Source organism: Mesorhizobium sp. Mes31, from assembly GCF_024519675.1.
Classification (GTDB): Bacteria; Pseudomonadota; Alphaproteobacteria; order Rhizobiales; family Rhizobiaceae; genus Mesorhizobium.
On sequence record NZ_JALJRL010000005.1, the window covers coordinates 248256 to 263784 of the forward strand.

Consider the following 15529-nt stretch of genomic DNA (forward strand, 5'->3'; position numbering starts at 1 on the left):
TGCGATGGATCCCTATGCGCTGAAAACCCTCAACGCCGAACGACGCGCCCGCCGCGCGGCGATCCTTGTCACCGACCTTGGTGATGGACGCGACCGCATCGTGCGCGAAGGCGATCAGGTCGCCGGCGATCTCGGCGCCGCGATCGCCAAGGCGTTCCGCACCGGTAATTCCGGTTCGGTCGAGGCCGAAGGGCGGACCTTCTTTCTCAATGCGCATCTGCCGCGGCCGCGCCTGGTGGTGATCGGCGCGGTTCATATCAGCCAGGCGCTGGCGCCGATGGCGAAAATCGCCGGCTACCCTGTCGAGATCATCGATCCGCGCACGGCCTTCGCCACGCCCGAGCGCTTTCCCGATATCGCCTTGCACGCCGAATGGCCGGAGGATGTGCTGAAGCGCCAGCCGCTCGACAGTTACACGGCACTTGCCGCCGTCACCCACGATCCGAAGATCGACGATTTCGCGCTGAAGGCGGCGCTTGACGCCAACTGTTTCTATGTCGGGGCGCTTGGCAGCCGCAAGACGCACGCCAAGCGCGTCGAACGCTTGCTGGCTCTGGGCGCGACCGCCGACCAGATAGCCCGTCTTCACGCGCCGATCGGGCTCGACATTGGTGCCGCCAGCCCGGCCGAGATCGCTGTCGCCGTTCTCGCCCAGACCATTCATGCTTTCCGCTCGCGCGGCCTCGATGCCAAGGGTGCGGCGGCGTGAAATTCGGTCCGATACCGATCGAGGCGGCTGAGGGGGCGGTGCTGGCTCATGCCACCACCGCGGGAGAACGGCGCTTCCGCAAGGCGCACCGTCTGAGCGCGGACGATTTGTCGGAGCTGAAAGCCGCCGGGATTACCGAAGTCGTCGGGGCCGTGCTTGCCCCTGATGATCTCGGCGAGGATGCGGCAGCTGAAAAGATCGCCGCCAGCATGCGCCATCGCAATGTCGAGGCAAAGCCTGCGGCCACCGGCCGCGTCAACCTCCACGCCGAAGCGGCCGGCATCTTCACCGTCGACGCGGCGATGATCGACGCCATCAACGCCGTCGATCCGACCATCACCATCGCAACGCTGGCTCGGCATGCGCCGGTCGAAAAAGGCCAGATGGTCGCGACTGTGAAGATCATTCCCTTCGCCGTCGCCTCTGCCCTGGTCGATGCGGTCAGAAGAATCTGTGCCGGCGGCGAGATCTTTGCCGTCAACGCCTATCAACCAGTGCGCGTCGGCGTCATCCAGACGGTGCTGCCAGGGATCAAGCCGAGTGTGCTCGACAAGACGCTTCGCGTCACCGAAGCACGGCTGGCGCGCTCCGGCGGCAGGTTGACGGCGGAGCGCCGCACGCCGCATGAGATCGCGCCGGTGGCGGAGGCCGCGGCCTCGCTGGCGCGCGACAACGACCTTGTGGTGATTTTCGGCGCCTCGGCGATGAGCGATTTCTCCGACGTCGTTCCGGCGGCGATTGAGAAGGCGGGTGGTACTGTTATCCGCGCGGGCATGCCGGTCGATCCCGGCAATCTGCTGGTGCTCGGCACGCTCGGCGGCAAGCGCGTCATCGGCGCGCCCGGTTGCGCCCGCAGCCCGAAGGAGAACGGCTTCGACTGGGTGCTCGACCGGTTGGTTGCCGGCCTCGACGTCACCGCGAGCGACATCGCCGGCATGGGGGTCGGCGGGTTGTTGATGGAAATCCCGACCCGGCCGCAGCCGCGCGAACCGCTGCCGCCCAAAAGCCAGCTCAAGGTCGGAATCGTGCTTCTGGCGGCGGGGCGGTCGAGCCGCATGGGCGGGCCGAACAAGCTGCTGGCGCTGTTCGACGGCAAGCCGCTGGTGCGCCGCACCGCCGAGCGCACACTCGGCTCGAAGGCTTCGGGCACGATCGTCGTCACCGGCCATCAGCGCGAGCGGGTGCGCGCGGCGCTGGCGGGGCTGGATGTGACCTTCGCCGACAATCCCGATTTCGCCGACGGCCTGTCCACATCGCTGAAAGCCGGCATTGCCTATCTGCCTGAAGACTCCGCCGGCGTGATGATCGTTCTCGGTGACATGCCGGGTGTCTCGTCTGATGACCTCGACAGGTTGGTCGATGCGTTCCGCAAGGCCGGAGGCAATTCGGTGGTCCGCGCCTCGCACCAGGGCAAGCGCGGCAACCCGGTGCTGTTGCCACGCTCGCTGTTTCCGGCGATTGCCCATCTCGAAGGTGATACCGGCGCGCGGCATCTGGTCGAGGCCGAGGGGCTCGATGTCATCGATGTCGAGATCGGCGAAGCGGCATCCGTCGACGTCGATACCCGCGAAGCGCTCGAGGGTGCCGGCGGCGTGCTGCAGGATTGACAAACCCAAGCCGAATTACGCATGCCTGCTGGCATGTCTTTCCGTTTCCGATTTTTCTGTGTCCTTGCAACCGCGGCAGCATTGGTGTCGGCCGCCCAAGGTCAGACGCTGTCGCTGAAACCCTTCAAGGACGATCTCTTCGCCTATCCGGCCACGCTCTCGTCCGACACCAACGGCGCCTACACGGTCATCGACTATCGCGAGATGCGCGACATCAACCAGCGCGACGAGGTGCCCGAGCGCCGCGTGCACCCCCAATACACTGACACCGGCGTGCGCAAGGTGCAGCAGGATCTGCTGCTGAAGACCGATGCCGGCGATGTCAGACATGTTGCCGTCGGCAAGACCAAGGGTGCCGGCATCATCGTGCTTTATCTGCATGGGCAGGGTGGCAGCCGCAAGCAAGGCGTCGACGACTTCACCTTCGGCGGCAATTTCAATCGCCTCAAGAACCTGATGGCCGAAAATGGCGGCCTCTATCTGTCGCCTGACTTTCCCGATTTCGGCGATACGGGAGCGGCGCAGGTGGCGGCGCTGATCGATCACTACGCCGAACAGTCGCCGGGCGCGAAAATCTTCGTCGCCTGCGGCTCGATGGGCGGCGCGCTGTGCTGGAAGCTCGCCGTCCGCAAGGACACCGGTGGCCGTATCAACGGCTTACTGTTGCTCGGCTCGCTATGGGACGAGAGTTTTTTCGCCAGTCCCGCCTTCAAGCGCCGCGTACCGGTGTTCTTCGGCCAGGGCAGCCATGATGTGGTTTTTCCCGTGGCAAACCAGGAAGCATTCTTTCGCTCGATACTGGCCAAAACAAAGAGCTACCCGACCCGCTTCGTCCGCTTCGAGACGGGCACGCACGGCACGCCGATCCGCATGACCGACTGGCGCGGCACATTGAACTGGATGCTGTCGAAGGCACCCTGACCAACGCTGCCCGGAAGCCCGTCCGACCTTCAGGGCGCGGTGTTGTAGTCGACGACCGTCTGCGGGTTCTCCTCGCCGTCATAGGATGCGTCGACATCGTACTGAACCAGCGAAAAATCGCCGTTGCGGAACAGATAGGTGCCCGATGACGAAGCATCTCCGACGCCGCGCCATTTGTTGAAAGTGGTGATCGTGTGGGCATCCTGGTCATAGTCCGAGTTGGTCGCCCAGCCAGTCGTCTGGAAGCCGACGATATGCATGGATTCGACCTTGCCTTCGCTGTCGTTGTTCACATAGCGGATATCCATCTCCGGTTCGGTGAACTGCAACTGCCTTACGCCGGATACATCGTCGCTTATGTAGTAGATGGAGCTTTCATTGTAGGCGGCGGCCGAACAGGAGAAATGGAAAAGCCGCGTTTCCCTTTCGGGGTCGCTGGCAGCCGCATCCTTGTCCTTGTACTTGATCGAGAAAGTATCCGGCTCATTGGCGAGAAGGTTCTTGTCGCACTGGGCTCCATAGGTCGCCAGAAAGGCCCTCTTGGCCTGCTCCAGCGCCGCGTCCTTCTTCGGTGGCGGCGGCCCGTCGCCGCAGCTTGATGGCAGAGCTGCCTCGAAATCGGCAGTGGAGGGTTTCAGCGCACCTTTTTCGATGTGGATCGGATCGAAGGGCGGGGCCGCCTGGATCTGCGCATTCACCTGGCGCAGCGTATAGCAACCGGCAAAGACCTTTTCGCCGCCGGTCTTGTCCGTGGCACGGATGGCGACAGGCACGTTGTAGAAAATACTGCCGGCCGCACCTTCGTCGGAGACGCTGCCGGTCTCGACCTCGACCTTTTCGGTGCCGTCATAGCCCTTGACGAAACTGTCGAAATCCTTCGCCGGCTTGGTCTCGCCGAAATAACCCCAGGCGCGAGCGAATTCATGCCGGTTGATGGCGCTGTAGAGCGACCGGATGACGGCGTCGGCGCTCGACCGATCGTCGACATAGGGTGCTTCGGGGGCATCGTCGGCGGCCAGTGCCGTCTGGCCAGTCGGGGCAAGGGAGAGAAAGGCAGTCGCTGCGAAAAGGGCGCGTCTCATCGGGAATCTCCGCTCGATAGGGAGATTCTACTATGGCGATTGCGGCAGCGTGGTGACGTGGTGTCAGGGTGCTTGAAGAATCGTGCACGAAGGCGCTAGGTCCCTTCCTCCGGCGTTCCGGCCTGACAGGAGATTTCACATGACAATATCGATGTACGAGGCCTCCGTGCCCGTGTTTTCGGCAAGACTGAAAGCGCTTTCCAGCGTGCTGGCGGCAGCCGAGCAGAATGCGCATGACCGCAAGATCGACCCGCAGGTGTTTCTGACGGCGCGGCTCGCGCCCGACATGTTCGCCCTGACCAGGCAGGTGCAGATCGCCACCGACCATGCCAAGGGGGCACCGTCGCGGCTGGCCGGCCGCGAAGTGCCGAAGTACGAGGACAATGAAGCGAGCTTCGCCGATCTGGAGGCGAGGATCGCCAAGACGATCGCGCATCTGGCGACTTTTTCGGCCGCCGACATCGACGGCTCCGATAACAAGGTGATCGAGTTGAAGCTTGGCGGACGCGAAACCTCGATGGCTGGCATGCAGTATCTGCTGCATGTGGCCATGCCCAACTTCTATTTCCACCTCACCACCGCTTACGACATCCTTCGCCACAATGGCGTACCGCTGGGCAAGGCGACATTCCTGGGAACGCGCTGACGATTGCGGACGTCGAGGTTTCCCGGCTGTTGCCGGGAAACCCTGGCAAGCGTCTAGCGAATGGACATTTCGCGTGCGATGCGCGGAAAATCGGCGGGTTTGATGCCGATGTCGGCACGGTCCGCATTGCTCATCGAATGAAGCAACGCAAGTGCCGCGCGGTACCTAAGATGTTCCTGCGGGCGCGGCCGGGCGAACATTTCAGTGAAGAAACCCATGATTCAGGCTCCTGATTGGTCCTCCACGCCTGCCAATATAGGTGAATCGTGACAATTGTGCAGTGCAGCATTTGCATGCCTGCCATGTGTTGGTGATTTTTTTGGCCGTATTTGCGCGACCGAGTGAAACTTTTGCCCGGCACGGACCGTAAGCTTGAACGCTGGCACATGGCCGGCTTTTCCTCGCCACTCCTGGCGAATTCCGGACTGCATGAAAATGCAGTCCGGCTTTTTTGTCAGTGGGCGGCAACTGCCCGAGCAGCGGTCCGGGGAACGGCTAAATTCGTCAAGATCGATGGCATGCATTTTTAACGAGCCGGTTCTATGCTCTGAAGCTCGCATGGTCGGACAAGAGGGAGGCTGACATCGCTACCAGCGCCAAGCGCGATTTCGCTTCGTTGCTCGACGACCTCTTCGTCGCCTCCGACAAGAGCGACGGGATTGAGGGCGACGAGGCCGGCGCCCGTCCGTCCATCCCGTTCGATTATCTCTCCGTTGCCGACGAACTCCATTCCGGCCGCATCAAGGTTTCGGGCAGCGGCTTTACCACCGAATATCGCGAGGCTGGCGCCGATCTGGCGACGGAATTCGCCGCCTTGCTCGACCACGCCAAGCTGGCTCTCGCAGGCGAAGAATCAAAGCCCGAGGAAAAATTGCCGCCGATCGATCCGGAATCGATCGCCGTCGAACTCGGCCTTGATCAGCCGAAACAGCTCGCCGATATCGGCCGCATGCGCCGCAGCTTTGCCTTCGCCAACCACCCCGATCGTGTCGCCCCGCATCTGCGCCAGCGCGCCATGATCCGGATGCAGGTGGCTAACATGCTGATCGACGAGGCCAAGCGCCGCGCGCTGGCCGGCGCCCGCCGCTAAACGCTTCGGTTCACGCAAAAGTCGGCCTGCCAAGGCTTGGAGAGCGCCTCAGCTTTCCCTATAAATGCGAATTCCTCCCCGCGCAGCCGCGCCAGCTTTCCCTCCGGAGCAGAATTCCATGCACAAACGCCGTCTCGGTCGGACCGATCTTCTTGTTACCCAGATCTGCCTGGGTTCGATGACCTGGGGCCAGCAGAACACCGAGGCCGAGGGCCACGCCCAGATGGATCTGGCCTTTTCGCGCGGCGTCAACTTCATCGACACGGCCGAACTTTACCCGATCCCGCCCAAGGCGGAGACGCAAGGACGGACCGAAAAGATCATCGGCAGCTGGATGAAGGCCAACGGCAATCGAGACAAGGTGATCATCGCCTCCAAGGTCGTCGGCCGCACGGCCAACAGCTGGTTTCGGGGCGACCGACCCTCGCAATTGGTGCGTGCGGATATTTTTGACGCCATCGACAAGTCGCTGACCAGGCTCGGCACCGACTATCTTGACCTCTACCAGATCCACTGGCCGGAACGGGATATTCCCTGGGGCGCCAATCCGACGCGTGTCGGGGCGGTGGCTCGGCGCGCCGATGCCGACGGCGCCCCGACCAACGAAACGCCGATCGCCGAGACGCTTGCCGTCTTCGATGAATTGGTGAAGGCGGGAAAAATCCGTCATTTCGGCCTGTCGAACGAGAGCTCCTGGGGCGTGATGCGGTTCCTTGCCGAGGCCGACAAAGGGATCGGCCCGCGGGTCGCGTCGATTCAGAACGCCTACAATCTCGTCAACCGAACCTTCGAGGTGAACCTCGCCGAGGTCTGCGAGCGCGAAGATGTATCGTTGCTCGCCTATTCGCCGCTGGCGCAGGGCTACCTGACCGGCAAATACGACCATGGCGCGCGCCCGCAGGGCTCGCGTTCGCAGCTGTTCAACCGCGGCCAGCGCTATGAGAAGCCAAATGCCGCCGAAGCGCTGCTTGAATACAATGAACTGGCGCGCTCCTTTGGCCTGGAGCCGGCGCTGTTTGCCAATGCCTACGTGTCGAGCAGGCCCTTCGTCACGTCGAACATTGTCGGAGCCACCAGTGTCGAGCAGCTCGATATGGCGCTGTCTTCCGTGGACGTCGCCTGGACCGAAGAGATGCAGAAGGCGGTGGATGCCATTCACCAGCGGGTCGGCAATCCCTGTCCTTGATCGGACCGAGTGCAGAATTGACGAGGAATAACAAAGGGGTGGAGATGATGGTGGACTTTCCTATCGAGGCAGTGCGTGGAAAGTTTCCCGCTCTCTCCCTGAACGACAAGGGCCGCCGGCGCATCTACCTCGACAACCCCGCCGGCACGCAGGTGCCGCAGAGCGTCGCCGATGCGGTGTCGCGTTGTCTGCTCACCACCAATGCCAATCTCGGCGGCTATTTCGAAACGACGATCGCCGCTCAAGCTGTCGTCGACGAGGCGCATCAGGCGATGGCCGATTTCCTCGGTGCGGCGAGCCCAGAGGAAATCATCATCGGCGCCAACATGACGACGCTGACCTACCACATGTCGCGTACGCTCGGCCGGTCGATGAGGCCGGGCGACGAGATCATCCTCACCCGTATGGACCATGAGGGCAATGTGTCGCCCTGGCTGCAACTGGCAGAGGACCTCGGTCTCGTCGTGCGCTGGCTGCCGTTCGACGAAAGGAGCTGGCAGGTCGAGGAGGCGGCGCTGGTCGGGCTGCTGTCGCAGAAGACGCGCCTGGTCGCGTTGAACTATGCCAGCAACCTGACCGGCTCGATCAATCGCGTGAGGGCTTTGACAGCCATTGCCAAGAATTCCGGCGCTCTGGTCTATGTCGATGCCGTGCAGTTCGCGCCGCATGGCCTGATCGACGTGCAGGACCTTGGCTGTGACTTCCTGATCTGCTCGGCCTACAAATTCTTCGGTCCGCACATGGGCATTTTGTGGGGCCGGCGTGACGTCATCGATGGTCTGAAGCCCTACAAATGCCGCTGCTCGTCGAACGGCCTGCCCGAGCGTTTCGAACTCGGAACACCGCAGATCGAACTGATGGCTGGCCTCTCGGCCGCGGTCGACTATTTCTCCGAACTGGGCGCGGCGGCAGGCGAGAAGGGATCGCGAAGGCAGAAGATTGCCAAGGCGTTCGCAGTGTCGATCGCCTACGAGAACCCGCTGGCGCAAAGGCTGATCGATGGTCTGTCCGATATTTCAGGCCTCACCATCCATGGTATCACCGATCCGAAGCGGCTCAGTGATCGCGTACCGACCGTTTCCTTCACCGTCGACGGCATCGTGCCGGAGACGATCGTCCGGCAGATGAACGCCGAAAACATCTTCCTGTGGTCCGGGCATAACTACGCCTGGGAGATCGTCCACCAGCTCGGCATCCCGGCCGAGCACGGCGTCGTGCGCATAGGCATCGCCCACTACAACACATATGGCGAAATCGACGAGACACTGGAGAGCGTGCACCGGGTGATCGCCATGCTCAGGCAGCAGCGCTCCTGAGACCAGCTTGGACCTTCACCGCGCCTTGCCGCCGAAGCCGGTGAGGAATGCGGTGAGATTGTCACCGAGTTCGTCGCAGAGATAGCCACCTTCCTGCACGATGACCGTCGGCAGGCCGAGCTTGGCGATGGCCTCGCCGATGCGCGAGAAGCCTGGCGTGGTTACGGAAAGCCCGCCGAACGGGTCACCCTCGAACGCGTCGAGACCGAGCGCCACGACCAGCGCGTCTGGCGAGAAGGCACGGATGCGCTGGAACGCAACCTCAAGCGCCCCGAGAAACGCGGCGTCGGCGGATTTGCGCGGCAGGGGCAGGTTGAAATTATAGCCGAGGCCGGGCCCTTCGCCGCGTTCGTCGGCGTGACCCCAGAAGAACGGGTAGAAGCGCACCGGATCGGCGTGCAGCGAGACGGTGAGCACGTCGGGCCGTGCATAAAAGATGCCTTGCGTGCCGTTGCCGTGATGCAGGTCGACATCGAGGATGGCCACGCGCGATGCCGTCTTGCGCAGAACCTGGGCGGCAACTGCCGAATTGTTGATGAAACAGAAGCCGCCGGCGACATCGGCAAAGGCATGGTGTCCGGGCGGACGGCACAGCGCATAGGCCGCCGACGAACCTGCCATCACCGCTTCGGCGGCTTCGACCGCGCTCCAGGCACTCCACAGCGCGCTTTGCCAGGTTTCGCCCGAGATCGGGCAGGCTGTGTCGGCCATGTGGTAGCCGGCCTGGCCGACCGCCGAGGCCGGATAGGAGCCGTTGCGCGCGATCGGATGGATGTTGGGGATCACTTCCGCCGACGCGCCCTCGATGCGCTGCCAGCGCGCATAAATGTGTTCGAGGAAATCGAGATACTCCGGCGTGTGCACCGCCGCGACCGGACCGAGCCCGTGATTGCGCGGCCGCTCGATCGTGCAGCCAGCGGATTTTGCGCCGGCTAACAATCTTTCGACGCGCTCCGGTTTTTCCGGATTGGGCTGCGCGGCACCGCTCGAAAGGAACGCCTTGGGGTCATGGCGCTTCTGTTCCTCGGCATAGAAGGCTTTCATTCCTGCTCCCCATTCTCTGGCGCGTCAGCGAAGGCAAAAAAGGCCTCGCCGATGATCTTCTGCGTCTGCTCATAGCTCGACCAGGCGATGCCCAGCCTTTCGTAAAAGGCCTTGGCGCCCTCATTGTCGCTGTCGACGGACAGTCGGAGATAAACGCCGCCTTCCTTCCGGCACTGCGCCGCAACGCACCGCAACAGGCGCTCGCCGATCTTGCGGCCGCGAAACCGGTCCTCGACATAGAGATCTTGCACATAGACGCCAGGCCGTCCCATCCAGGTCGAAAAGATCGGGAAATAGAGGCACAGGCCAGCGAATTCGCCACCGACTTCGGCAATCAGGGTCGAGAAGGCCGGTTTTTCACCAAAGCCGTAGGTTCTGAGATCGTCCGCTGTCGAGATGATCTCCTCGGGCGCGCCGATGTGCGTGCCGAGTTTCAGGATCGCCGCGTGGATCGTTTCGACATCGTCGATCCGGCCGGGGCGGATGAGGACGTCATTGGATGTTGGTTTGATCACGGTCTTATCTCAGAACGCCACCCGGTCGCCACCCTTGAGCGCCAGCATGTCGCGCGCTTCCGTGGGCGTCGCAACCTCCAGCGACAGTCCATCGAGAATGCCACGGATGCGGCGCACCTGGTCGGCATTGGATTTCGCCAGCTGGCGGCCGTCATAGAGACTGTCCTCCAGCCCGACACGGACATTGCCGCCCATTGCCGCGGCGATCGAGATCAACGGCATCTGATTGCGGCCGGCGGCCAGCACCGAGAACTGGTAGCTGTCGCCGAACAATTTGTCGGCGATCCGCTTCATGTGGACGAGATTGTCCGGATCGGCGCCGATGCCGCCCAGAATGCCCAACACGAACTGGATGAACAGCGGTCCCGTCACCAGCCCCCGGTCGCGGAAATGCGCCAGCGAATAGAGGTGGCCTACATCGTAGCACTCGAATTCGAAGCGCGTGCCGCAGCCCTTGCCCAGCCGCTCGAGAACGCCCTCCATGTCGGCGAACGTGTTCTTGAAGATGGTGTCGCGCGTGGCTTCCAGCAGCTTCGGCTCCCACTCGTGCTGCCACTCCCTTGGCTTGTCGAGCATCGGAAACAGCGCGAAGTTCATCGAGCCCATGTTGAGCGAGCACATTTCGGGCTCGGCCCGCAGCGGCGCCGCCAGCCGCTGGTCCAACGTCATCAGCGAGGAGCCGCCAGTGGTGATGTTGATCACCGCGTCGGTAGCCTGCTTGATGCGCGGCAGGAACTGCATGAACACGTCCGGATCGGCGGTCGGCCGCCCATCCCTGGGGTCGCGGGCATGAAGGTGCAGGATGGAGGCGCCGGCCTCGGCGGCGGCGATCGCCTCAGTGGCGATCTGGTCCGGCGTCACCGGCAGATAGGGTGACATCGACGGTGTATGCACCGAGCCGGTAACGGCGCAGGTGATGATGACTTTACGTGGCGCCATTTTTTACCCCTGGCCTGCGACCGGCAGGTCGAGTTCGGTGGCCAGAACTTCCAGCGAGTCACCGATGATGGAGACGATCTCGCCGACCTGCTCCCTGGTGACGATCATCGGCGGCGCGACCATGAAATTGTCGCCGTCGACGCCGCCCTTGACCCTGCGGCCGTAGATGATCAGTCCGCGCTCATAGGCGAGGTCGAGCAGCCGCTGCGTGGCTTTCCTGTTCTGGTCGATGGGTCTCAGGGTCTCGGGATCGGCAACCATCTCGGCGCCCGTGAGCAGGCCCTTGCCGCGCACGTCGGCGATGAACGGAAACCGCTTCGCCAGTCCCTTCAGCCCGTCCATCAGCACGTCGCCCATGGCAGCCGCATTGGCGATCAGGTCGAGCCGATCCATTTCGCCGAGCACGGCAAGCCCGGCGGCGCAGGCCAGCGGGTTGCCGGCATAGGTGTGGCCGTGCTGGAATCCGCCCGAGGCGAGCAGCGGCTGCACCAGCCGCATCGGTGCGGCGAGCGCGCCAAGCGGCGCGTAGCCCGAGCCCAGCCCCTTCGACAGTGCGACGATGTCGGGTCTGCAGTTCCAGTGGTCGCCGCCGAGGAATTTTCCGGTGCGGCCGGCGCCGCACATCACTTCGTCGTGAATCAGCAGGATGCCGTAGCGGTCGCAGATCTCACGAATGCGCGGATAGTAGCTGTCCGGCGCCACCAGCGCCGCGGTGGCCGCACCGCCGATCGGTTCCATGATGAAGGCAACCACGCTGTCTGGACCCTCGGCCAGGATCTTCTCCTCCAGCATGTCGGCATAGCGGATGCCGCGCTGTTCCATCGAAAGATTGTCGCGGTCGCGCCATGCGGTCGGCGCCGGCACGGTCGGCATCACGCGCATCATCGGCGTGAAGGTCTCGGCCAACGCATCGTCGCCGGTAATGGAGAGCGAACCCAAGGTGCCGCCATGATAGGAGGGGAAGCGCGTGATCACTTTCCAGCGGCTTGCCTGGCCGGTAGCGACCGCCCATTGCCGCGCCAGCTTGATGCAGGACTCCGTCGCTTCCGAGCCACCCGAGACGAAGAAGATGCGGTCCATGCCTTCCGGCAGCTTGCTGGCCAGTTCCCGCGCCAACTCCTCCGCCGGCTCATTTTCGAAATGCAGCCGATAGGCGAAGGTGGCACGATCCATCTGCCGTTTCATCGCGTCGAGCACGTTGCGGTTGGAATGGCCGATATTGGCGACCATCGGGCCGCTCGAGCCGTCGATGAAGCGGCGGCCGTCCTGCGTCCACATATAGATGCCTTCGGCGCGATCGATCAGCGGCCGGCGCAGGCTGGACAGGTAGAACAGATGCGATGGTGGCCGGGCGTCAGTGTTGGCAGCGGCGGTCTGAGGAAGGGCTTTCGACATGTCAGGACTTTCTGAGGTAACGATCGAGGACATTCTGGGTGACGCGTTCGACCATCGGGTCTTGTCTTAGCAGGCCGGCCACCCATTCGCAGCTTCCGGCGTGGAACACCTCGCCCTTGCCGCGCGGGAAATTGACGATCATGCCATTGCCGCGTTTGACTTTTTCCAGGTTGGCGTCGCTCGCCTCGCCGAACAGCGTTTCGGCGGTGAAGCGGCCATCCTCGTCGGTGAGGAACTGGTCCTCGATCGGGATATCGGCGCTTTCCTCCACCTGGCTGGCCATGCCGACGGCAAGAACCTGCAGGCCATCCGGAGCACCGCTGGTGGCGGTGGGGTAGGGCAGGCCGCCGCGTATCTCGAAGTCGAGCCCGTCGACCTCATAGCCATAGACATGGCTGTCGGAGCCGAGCAGGTCGCCATAATAGATGCCGGTGCCGGCGAAGGCCCAATGCTCCGGCCTGTAGACCGGAAAGCCGCGCACGCCGCGCGGCGCACAGCCGCCCCAGCCGGTATAGACGCCGCGCGTCGCGTTGAGCCCGAAGGTCGCCGAACCAGGCCGGCCGATTTCCGGCGCCTCCCAGGAGTTGGTGGCGCGGGTGACGTCGCCGCCTTGGAGATAGGCCGGGTCCTCGGTACGGGCGCGGTATTTGAAGCAGACCTGCCGGTGGCCCTGCTCCTCCAGCCGCGTCTGCCACATGAAATTGCCGGCAAAGCGTGCCGCATGGCCGCCGCGTTCGACATAATGGTCGACGGCATCACGCATCTCCCATGTCCAGTATTCGTCGTGGCCGACGAAAACCGCACAGTCGTAGCCGTCGAGAATACCAGGCGAGAAATGCAGATCGTGCTGGCTGACGAGATCGACGGCATAGCCGGCCCGTTCGGCGAAGCGGAAGAAGTGGCTGTCGTAGCTGGCCCAGCCCGACGAGGCGTATTTCTTCGAATGACCGGTTGCGAGCGCCCACTCCATATGCGGATAGCGCGGTATCGTCTTGGGCGGCACGGCGACTTCCAGCGGCACGCGCGGTGCGTCTTTCGGCAGCACGACGAAGCCACGGCACCAGGGGCGTTGTGTCGACACGATGGGCGAATACTGGTTGCGATCCGGTCCGGTAATGCCCTGGTAGTGGTTGGAGCCGCCCCAGGTGTTGTAGGCAAGCCAGGTTCCTGTCGCCGCCACTTGCAGCACACGGCCGGGTTTCTTGCCGGGCAGGGGAGCAACGATGAAAACATGGTGGCATTGGATCGGCTTGCCGTCCCGGCCATCGGCGGTCAGCGTCACCCGGTAGGCGCCGGACGGCCAATCGCTCCCGACGGGAAATTCGAACGAAGCTTCCCAGCCGCAACCCTCGGCCGAGCAATGGTCGGGCGTGTCCTGCCAGCGTGCCGCGATGCCCGATTTCTCGAACACCCTGGTTTCGCTGCCGCCGTCGCGGGTGATCGTCATGCTGAATGCGGGTGCCGTTGAACTGACATGCAACGCCACCGTTTCGCCAGCGCGATAGGAAAAGCGGTCGCTGTAGCACCAGATCTCGCCGCGCTCGCCATCCATGCCCGGCCATTCATAATAGTGGCCGCGTACCGCGTGCCGGCGCTGTTCCGGCGTCAGTCCGAAATCGGGAAATTCCGTGATCAATCTGGTCATCATCGTACTCAGGCGGAAAGGTATTTCTTGAGGAAGGCGCGGGTGCGTTCTTTCTGCGGCGCGCGGAAGATATCGGCCGGCGGGCCTTCTTCCACCACCACGCCGCCATCCATGAACAGCACTCTGTCCGCCACTTCGCCGGCAAAGCGCATCTCATGCGTTACGATGAGCATGGTCATGTGTTCGGCGGCAAGCTGTTTCATCACCGCGTTGACTTCGTCGACGAGTTCGGGATCGAGCGCCGAGGTGGCTTCGTCGAACAGCATCACCTTGGGCTGCATCGCCAGCGCGCGGGCAATCGCCACACGCTGCTTCTGTCCGCCCGAAAGCCGCGAGGGATAGGCGTCGATCTTGTCGGCGAGCCCGACCTTGGACAAGAGAGCAAGCGCCAGCGCACGGGCTTCGGCTTTCGGCATGCCTTTCAGGATCACTGGCCCCATCGTGATGTTCTCGATCACGGTCAGATGCGGGAACAGGTTGAAGTGCTGAAATACCATGCCCATCTGCTGGCGCACCTTGTTGATGTGCCGTTCGAAAGCCTGGCCATGCAGCGGCTGGTTGACCTGCACGCCGTCGAGCCAGACTTCGCCGCCGTTGAGCGATTCCAGATGGTTGATGGAGCGCAGCAGCGTGCTCTTGCCGGAGCCGCTCGGCCCGATGATCGCCACGATCTGCCCACGCTCGACCGACAGGTCGATGCCTTTGAGGACTTCGACGGCGCCGAACGATTTGCGCGCGCCGCGAACCTCGACCATTGGCTGGCGCAAGCTCATCGGGAAACCTCCACGTTCCGTTCGAACCGACGCAGACCTGCTTCGAGCACGAGATTGAGAATATAGTAGAGCGCCGCCGCCGTGATGTAGAATTCGAACGGCCGGAACGTTTCGCTGATCGCCTGCTGGGCCGAATGAACCAGCTCGGCGATGCCGATGACCGAGACGATGGAGGATTCTTTCAGCAGCGCGATCAGGTTGCTTCCGATTGGCGGGGCCGTGTTGCGGATAGCCTGCGGTATCACGACGTAGCGCAGCGTCTGCCATTTGCCGAAGCCAATGCTGCGTGCGCCTTCCGTCTGGCCGACATCGACGGCGACGATGCCCGCGCGGATGACGTCTGCATTGTAGACGGCAAAATGCAGGCCAAGCCCGACGATGCCGGCTGCAAGGGCAGGAATGTCGATACCGATCTGCACCAGGCCGAAATAGATCAGGAAGAGCTGCAGCAGCAGCGGCGTGCCCATGAACACCCAGATGAAGACACGCACGGGATAGGCGACGATCAACGGCGCGTACAGCACTGTCACCGCGAACAGAATACCGAAGACGAAGCTGAGCGCTCCTGCCGAGACCGTGAGCAGCGCGGTCCACCAGGCGCCAGTCAACAAGAGGTCCCAGTAGGGCGCGACGACGGTGAAATCGAGACCTTGCATCGCGC

16 protein-coding genes are annotated in these 15529 nt (G+C 63.1%); 7 read left to right on the forward strand and 9 right to left on the reverse strand.

Going from position 1 to position 15529, the window contains the following annotated elements; all coding sequences use genetic code 11:
• The first annotated feature begins 4 nt into the window (after window positions 1-4).
• Genes NR193_RS11235 through NR193_RS11245 form a run of 3 tightly spaced genes read left to right on the forward strand, consistent with a single transcriptional unit; the run spans window position 5 to window position 3237 of the window.
• Window positions 5-709: an XdhC family protein gene (locus NR193_RS11235; protein ID WP_256750905.1), complete on the forward strand. Its 705-nt coding sequence runs from the start codon at window positions 5-7 to the stop codon at window positions 707-709.
• On the forward strand, window positions 706-2316 hold the full coding sequence (locus NR193_RS11240) for a molybdopterin-binding/glycosyltransferase family 2 protein (protein WP_256750906.1): 1611 nt from the start codon (window positions 706-708) through the stop codon (window positions 2314-2316). Before NR193_RS11235 ends, NR193_RS11240 begins: the two co-directional genes overlap by 4 nt.
• A 33-nt stretch (window positions 2317-2349) precedes the next feature.
• On the forward strand, window positions 2350-3237 hold the full coding sequence (locus NR193_RS11245) for a S9 family peptidase (RefSeq protein WP_256750907.1): 888 nt from the start codon (window positions 2350-2352) through the stop codon (window positions 3235-3237).
• A 29-nt stretch (window positions 3238-3266) separates the two neighbouring features.
• On the opposite strand, the gene NR193_RS11250 is transcribed toward NR193_RS11245, so the two are convergent.
• Complete coding sequence (locus tag NR193_RS11250) at window positions 3267-4319, reverse strand: DUF1176 domain-containing protein (RefSeq protein ID WP_256750908.1); 1053 nt, start codon at window positions 4317-4319, stop codon at window positions 3267-3269.
• 139 nt (window positions 4320-4458) lie between these two features.
• Between NR193_RS11250 and NR193_RS11255 the strand changes: the two genes are divergently transcribed.
• Window positions 4459-4965, forward strand: a complete 507-nt coding sequence (locus tag NR193_RS11255; protein ID WP_256750909.1) for a DUF1993 family protein — start codon at window positions 4459-4461, stop codon at window positions 4963-4965.
• Window positions 4966-5018: 53 nt separating this feature from the next.
• Here NR193_RS11255 and NR193_RS11260 read toward each other — a convergent pair whose 3' ends face one another.
• Window positions 5019-5183 carry a hypothetical protein gene (locus NR193_RS11260; RefSeq protein ID WP_081294723.1) on the reverse strand — a complete coding sequence of 55 codons (165 nt, stop codon included), beginning with the start codon at window positions 5181-5183 and terminating at the stop codon, window positions 5019-5021.
• Between the two features lie 398 nt (window positions 5184-5581).
• Here NR193_RS11260 and NR193_RS11265 point away from each other — a divergent pair, with 398 nt between their 5' ends.
• The 3 genes from NR193_RS11265 to NR193_RS11275 all read left to right on the forward strand — a co-directional run bounded on the left by NR193_RS11265 (window position 5582) and on the right by NR193_RS11275 (window position 8557).
• Window positions 5582-6055 carry a hypothetical protein gene (locus NR193_RS11265; RefSeq protein WP_256750910.1) on the forward strand — a complete coding sequence of 158 codons (474 nt, stop codon included), beginning with the start codon at window positions 5582-5584 and terminating at the stop codon, window positions 6053-6055.
• 118 nt (window positions 6056-6173) lie between these two features.
• A complete protein-coding gene (locus NR193_RS11270) occupies window positions 6174-7241 on the forward strand; it encodes an aldo/keto reductase (RefSeq protein ID WP_256750911.1) in 1068 nt (355 codons plus the stop codon).
• 47 nt (window positions 7242-7288) lie between these two features.
• Window positions 7289-8557 carry a cysteine desulfurase-like protein gene (locus NR193_RS11275; RefSeq protein ID WP_256750912.1) on the forward strand — a complete coding sequence of 423 codons (1269 nt, stop codon included), beginning with the start codon at window positions 7289-7291 and terminating at the stop codon, window positions 8555-8557.
• 15 nt (window positions 8558-8572) lie between these two features.
• On the opposite strand, the gene NR193_RS11280 is transcribed toward NR193_RS11275, so the two are convergent.
• Genes NR193_RS11280 through NR193_RS11310 form a run of 7 tightly spaced genes read right to left on the reverse strand, consistent with a single transcriptional unit; the run spans window position 8573 to window position 15524 of the window.
• Window positions 8573-9601: a histone deacetylase family protein gene (locus NR193_RS11280; protein WP_256750913.1), complete on the reverse strand. Its 1029-nt coding sequence runs from the start codon at window positions 9599-9601 to the stop codon at window positions 8573-8575.
• Window positions 9598-10113, reverse strand: coding sequence for a GNAT family N-acetyltransferase (locus tag NR193_RS11285; protein WP_256751026.1), 516 nt, complete (start codon window positions 10111-10113; stop codon window positions 9598-9600). Before NR193_RS11285 ends, NR193_RS11280 begins: the two co-directional genes overlap by 4 nt.
• A gap of 12 nt (window positions 10114-10125) precedes the next feature.
• Entirely contained in the window at window positions 10126-11055 is a 930-nt protein-coding gene (locus NR193_RS11290; protein ID WP_256750914.1) for a 3-keto-5-aminohexanoate cleavage protein, read from the reverse strand.
• A gap of 3 nt (window positions 11056-11058) precedes the next feature.
• Window positions 11059-12450 carry an aspartate aminotransferase family protein gene (locus tag NR193_RS11295; protein ID WP_256750915.1) on the reverse strand — a complete coding sequence of 464 codons (1392 nt, stop codon included), beginning with the start codon at window positions 12448-12450 and terminating at the stop codon, window positions 11059-11061.
• A gap of 1 nt (window position 12451) precedes the next feature.
• Window positions 12452-14095, reverse strand: a complete 1644-nt coding sequence (locus NR193_RS11300) for a N,N-dimethylformamidase beta subunit family domain-containing protein (protein ID WP_256750916.1) — start codon at window positions 14093-14095, stop codon at window positions 12452-12454.
• An 8-nt stretch (window positions 14096-14103) separates the two neighbouring features.
• Entirely contained in the window at window positions 14104-14868 is a 765-nt protein-coding gene (locus NR193_RS11305; protein ID WP_306280031.1) for an amino acid ABC transporter ATP-binding protein, read from the reverse strand.
• The gene (locus tag NR193_RS11310) at window positions 14865-15524 is read right to left on the reverse strand and encodes an amino acid ABC transporter permease (protein WP_256750917.1); all 660 of its coding nucleotides are present in this window, start codon (window positions 15522-15524) and stop codon (window positions 14865-14867) included. Before NR193_RS11310 ends, NR193_RS11305 begins: the two co-directional genes overlap by 4 nt.
• Window positions 15525-15529 lie beyond the last annotated feature (5 nt).

Coding starts and splice junctions, on each gene's coding strand:
- NR193_RS11235 (WP_256750905.1), top strand. CDS start 5: ATGGATCCCTATGCGCTGAAAACCCTCAACGCCGAACGACGCGCCCGC.
- NR193_RS11245 (WP_256750907.1), top strand. CDS start 2,350: ATGTCTTTCCGTTTCCGATTTTTCTGTGTCCTTGCAACCGCGGCAGCA.
- NR193_RS11250 (WP_256750908.1), bottom strand. CDS start 4,319: ATGAGACGCGCCCTTTTCGCAGCGACTGCCTTTCTCTCCCTTGCCCCG.
- NR193_RS11255 (WP_256750909.1), top strand. CDS start 4,459: ATGACAATATCGATGTACGAGGCCTCCGTGCCCGTGTTTTCGGCAAGA.
- NR193_RS11260 (WP_081294723.1), bottom strand. CDS start 5,183: ATGGGTTTCTTCACTGAAATGTTCGCCCGGCCGCGCCCGCAGGAACAT.
- NR193_RS11270 (WP_256750911.1), top strand. CDS start 6,174: ATGCACAAACGCCGTCTCGGTCGGACCGATCTTCTTGTTACCCAGATC.
- NR193_RS11275 (WP_256750912.1), top strand. CDS start 7,289: ATGGTGGACTTTCCTATCGAGGCAGTGCGTGGAAAGTTTCCCGCTCTC.
- NR193_RS11280 (WP_256750913.1), bottom strand. CDS start 9,601: ATGAAAGCCTTCTATGCCGAGGAACAGAAGCGCCATGACCCCAAGGCG.
- NR193_RS11290 (WP_256750914.1), bottom strand. CDS start 11,055: ATGGCGCCACGTAAAGTCATCATCACCTGCGCCGTTACCGGCTCGGTG.
- NR193_RS11295 (WP_256750915.1), bottom strand. CDS start 12,450: ATGTCGAAAGCCCTTCCTCAGACCGCCGCTGCCAACACTGACGCCCGG.
- NR193_RS11300 (WP_256750916.1), bottom strand. CDS start 14,095: ATGACCAGATTGATCACGGAATTTCCCGATTTCGGACTGACGCCGGAA.
- NR193_RS11305 (WP_306280031.1), bottom strand. CDS start 14,868: ATGAGCTTGCGCCAGCCAATGGTCGAGGTTCGCGGCGCGCGCAAATCG.
- NR193_RS11310 (WP_256750917.1), bottom strand. CDS start 15,524: ATGCAAGGTCTCGATTTCACCGTCGTCGCGCCCTACTGGGACCTCTTG.